This is a genomic window from uncultured Campylobacter sp., from assembly GCF_938018145.1.
Classification (GTDB): domain Bacteria; phylum Campylobacterota; class Campylobacteria; order Campylobacterales; family Campylobacteraceae; genus Campylobacter_A.
Map to the genome: position 1 here is coordinate 1 of NZ_CALIII010000072.1, position 4,176 is coordinate 4,176.

The 4,176-nt window shown below is 46.7% G+C and carries 3 protein-coding genes; all 3 read left to right on the forward strand.

Translation table 11 applies throughout. The annotated features are described in order from the left end of the window. Positions 1-811: glycosyltransferase (locus Q0338_RS01630; RefSeq protein ID WP_298085237.1), on the forward strand; the 811-nt coding region annotated here is incomplete at its 5' end. Then, entirely contained in the window at positions 808-1,935 is a 1,128-nt protein-coding gene (locus tag Q0338_RS01635; RefSeq protein WP_298085238.1) for a glycosyltransferase, read from the forward strand. The genes Q0338_RS01630 and Q0338_RS01635, both read left to right, overlap by 4 nt. Next, the coding region (locus Q0338_RS01640; protein ID WP_298085239.1) for an STT3 domain-containing protein at positions 1,925-4,176 on the forward strand (2,252 nt) is incomplete at its 3' end. The genes Q0338_RS01635 and Q0338_RS01640, both read left to right, overlap by 11 nt.

The following is a 4,176-nucleotide window of genomic DNA, read 5'->3' on the forward strand; positions in this document are numbered from 1 at the left end:
CGTAAAGTACGTCTTAAATCAAACTTACGACCGCGGCCCAAACGGCAATAAAAACAACGGCTTTGATCACGCTAGCGGCGATGCTTTCGTGATACTAGACGACGATGACTTGCTGATAGAAGGCGCCATAAGCAAGATGGCGGCCGTGCTAGAGCAGGGGTATGCTAGCGTCTGGGCGAACTGTTACTTTGAGATTGACGGCGAGCCGACGACGAAATTTTCGGGATTTGGACTGAGTAAAAGCGGGGAAATTTCGCCGCAGGACTACTACGACGGCAAGATAACGGGCGAGTTTTTGATAATGTTTCGCCGCGACGCCATCGGTCAGAGGCGCTTTGAAAAGGGGCTTTACGGTAGCGAAAATACGCTTTGGATCTATCTTTTTGACCTTCCTGCTTACTATCTGCACGATGCAGTGCGTATTTACCGCTTTCACCGCAGCGACAGCGTCACGATAAACTCGTTTAAACGCCCGCTTTGCATAATGAAAGGCTACGCGATGACTGCGGAGCTCATTTTGCAAAAGATCGCCGAGAAAAACGCTCAAGCAAGCGCAAGCAACGCAAATTCGGCCGAGCCTAAATTTCGCGTAAACGATGCTCATATCGCGATCCTATATAAAATGGCGGCGTATTATGCTAAATTTGGCGGCGAATACAAAAAAATGTACGAATATCTTTTTAAAAGCCTCAAATTTAAATTTACAAAAGAAGCGCTGGCTATGCTAATTCTAAGCCCGTTTCCAAAGTCTATGATTTTGTTTTTAACTAAAATTCGCGTTTGGATATACAAAAAAACGCGCGGCGAATGAAAAAATTAGCCGTTTTTCTCTACTCGATGGGGCCGGGCGGCGCGGAGCGCGTGGTTTCAAATTTGCTTCCCGCTCTGTGCGAAAAATACGAAGTTCATCTCGTTTTGATGAGCGAGGTCGTGGCCTACGAGATACCAAGCGCGGTAAAAATTCACTTCCTCGAGCGCTCGGATCCTTATGAAAGCGGCGTAAAAAAGCTTTTTCGTTTGGGGCTTTTGTTTCCGTTTTTAGCCTTAAATTATAAAAAACTTTGCGACGATTTGGCTATTGAGCTGCATTTTGTCTTAATGAACCGGCCTTGTTATATCGCGCTTTTAGCAAGGATCGCCGGAGTAAAAGGACGGATGGTGATAAGCGAGCGCAGCTGTCCGTCTGTCATCTATAAAAGCGGGCTTAGCGGGCTGGCTAATAGAATTTTAGTTAAGGCGCTGTATCCAAAAGCCGATCTTATCCTTGCTAACGCGCAGGGAAACGCCGATGATCTCGTGCGAAATTTCGGCTGCGACGCCGCAAAAACTAAGGTGCTATATAACGCGGTCGATTTGGCTGCGATAAAAACTCTCGCAAACGAGCCGCTAGAGGATAAATTTAAGCCGTTTTTTCTAAATATCGGGCGGCTTGATAGCGGTAAAAATCAAGCGATGCTAATAAAAATAATCGCAAATTTAAACGACGAGCGCGCGACGCTTGGGATTTTAGGCAAGGGGCCTTTGCAGAGTGAGCTTCAAAATTTGATAGACGAGCTTGGCGTGAGCGAGCGAGTAAAGCTGCTAGGCACGGATAAAAATCCGTTTAAATTTATCAAAAACGCGCAGTGTTTCGTCTGCGCTTCGCGGTTTGAGGGCTTTTCAAACGTGCTTTTAGAGGCGCTTGCTTGCGAGAGATTTATCATCTCTACCGATCACAAAAGCGGCGCTAGAGAGCTTCTGGGCGATGACAAATATGGTATCCTTGTGCCCGTTGACGACGAAAAAGCGATGGAGACTGCGATGAGGCGAGCGCTTGAGGATGAAAATTTGAGGCATGATTATGAAAAAAGAGCTTATGGCCGCGTAGCAAAATTTGATAAAAATGCCGTCGCGGCGCAGCTCATAGGATACTTAGAGGGTAAAAATGTCGAGTAAAATTTCGGGACTCTTGGATAAATTTAAATTTTCAAAACAGACTTGCTTTTTGATGCTTGCGGCGTTTGTTTTTAGCGTGGTTTGCAGGCTGTACTGGGTGTACTGGGCGGGCGAATATCAGCACTTTTTCTGGAACGATCAGCTCATGATTAGCACTAACGACGGCTATGCCTTTGCCGAGGGCGCGCGCGATATGATAGCGGGCTTTCATCAGCCAAACGACCTTAGCTACTACGGGCGCTCGATGCCCACACTTACGTATTTTTTGTATCAAATTTTACCTTTTAGCTTCGAGACCATTTTGCTTTATATGAGCGTGTTTTTTAGCTCGCTTATCGTTATTCCCGTGATTTTGATAGCCAAAGAGTACGAGATGCCCGGCATGGGGTTTGCGGCGGCGCTGCTAGCTAGTATCGCAAACAGCTACTACAACCGCACGATGGCGGGCTACTACGACACCGATATGCTCACGATCGTGCTGCCCGCGTTTAGCGTCTGGGCGATGATACGCCTGGCGCAGAAAAAAAACGTAAACGATCTCATTTTTATCCCGATTTTTATCCTGATAAACGACTGGTGGTATCCGAGCTCTTACTCGCTAAATTTCGCCATGCTGGGCGCATTTTTGCTCTATACTTTGGTTTTTGATAGGAAAAACGCGCTAAATTACGAGGCTGTCATTTTGATGATAGTCGCGCTTACGTATATCGATTTTTACGCTAAAAGCGCTCTTGCCGTCGCTCTTTATCTAGCGATGAGATTTCGTCCTCAGATCTGGGGCAGGCGCGTAGTAGCCGCGTGCCTAGCTCTGGCCGTAGGTTTGCTTGGCTTTAGCGGCGGGCTAAATCAAATTTTATTTCAGCTTAAATTTTACATATTTCGCGGGGTTTCCGAGAGTAGCGAGCCGGTTTTTCATTTTTACAACGTAAATAAAACGATAATGGAAATGAGCGATTATTCGTTTGAGTTTGAGTCGATAAACGCCTTTGCTAAGCGTATCAGCGGTCATATCGTTACTTTTGTTTTATCGCTCGTAGGAGTCGCGGCGCTTTGTCTTAAATTTCGCTCCTTTTTGCTTGCGCTTCCGATGCTGCTACTTGGGTTTTTGGCGCTAAAAGGCGGGCTTAGATTTACGATCTACTCCGTGCCCGTGATGGCGATAGGATTTGGATATTTTGCGGCGCTTTGCGTGAATTTTTTTAAAAAAGATAAAATTTTAGACAAATTTTGCACAGTTTGCCTAGCGGCGTTTTTCGCGTTTTTCTTTTTGTATTTTGATAAATATTACAGCCTTTTGCACGGCAAATCTCCCGTTTTTGCGCCAAATTTTGACGGCGAGGCGAGCTTTGGCGTATATCTAGCCACGTTTGCGGCGGCGGCGCTTATTTGCGGGGCGGCTTATTTTATGGTCTCAGGCCTAAGCTCGCTCAAAAAGCACGCGCTTTTAGAAAAAATTTGCGTCTTTTGTATCGCTGCGCTATCCTTGATGCCGTGCCTTGAGCACATTTACGGCTACAAAGTCGGCACGGTCTTTGCCAAAAGCGAGGTAGAGAGCCTAGATAAGCTACACAAGATCGCGGGGCGCGAGGACTACGTGCTAGCGTGGTGGGACTACGGCTACCCGATCCGCTACTACGCGGACGTCAAGACTCTCATAGACGGCGGCAAGCACCTAGGCAGGGATAACTTCGCCGTGAGCTTTGCGCTAGCTAGCAATCAGCGCATGTCGGCAAATATGGCGCGCCTAGAAGTCGAGTACACCGAGCGAAATTTTAGCGAGAGATTCGGGTTAAATTTGAATCAAATGATGAAGGACTACAACGCAACGAGCGTAAATTCGTTTTTGTATTCGCTAAATAGCAAGGACTTCCGCCCGCCGCAAAAAACGCGCGAGATTTATTATTATCTGCCTGACTCCATGATCGATATCTTTAGCGCCGTTTTGCGCTTTTCAAACCTCGATCTAAACAGCGGCGAGGAGTACGGAGCGATATTTTATCCGGGCAAACCTTACTCGGTGGACGGCGATACGATAAATATCGGCGGAGGGTTTAGCGTATCTGGCGACGCGTCAAAAGTCTATATCGGCGAGCGCGAAATATCCGTAAATACGTACTTTGAAACAAGCTACGACGAGAAAGACAAGCTGGTCGTCAAAAAGCACGAGATGGACGCGGACGGTAAAATTTATCTTATTTTTATGAAGGATTATAGGCGGTTTTTGGTGCTTGACGAAGCGGT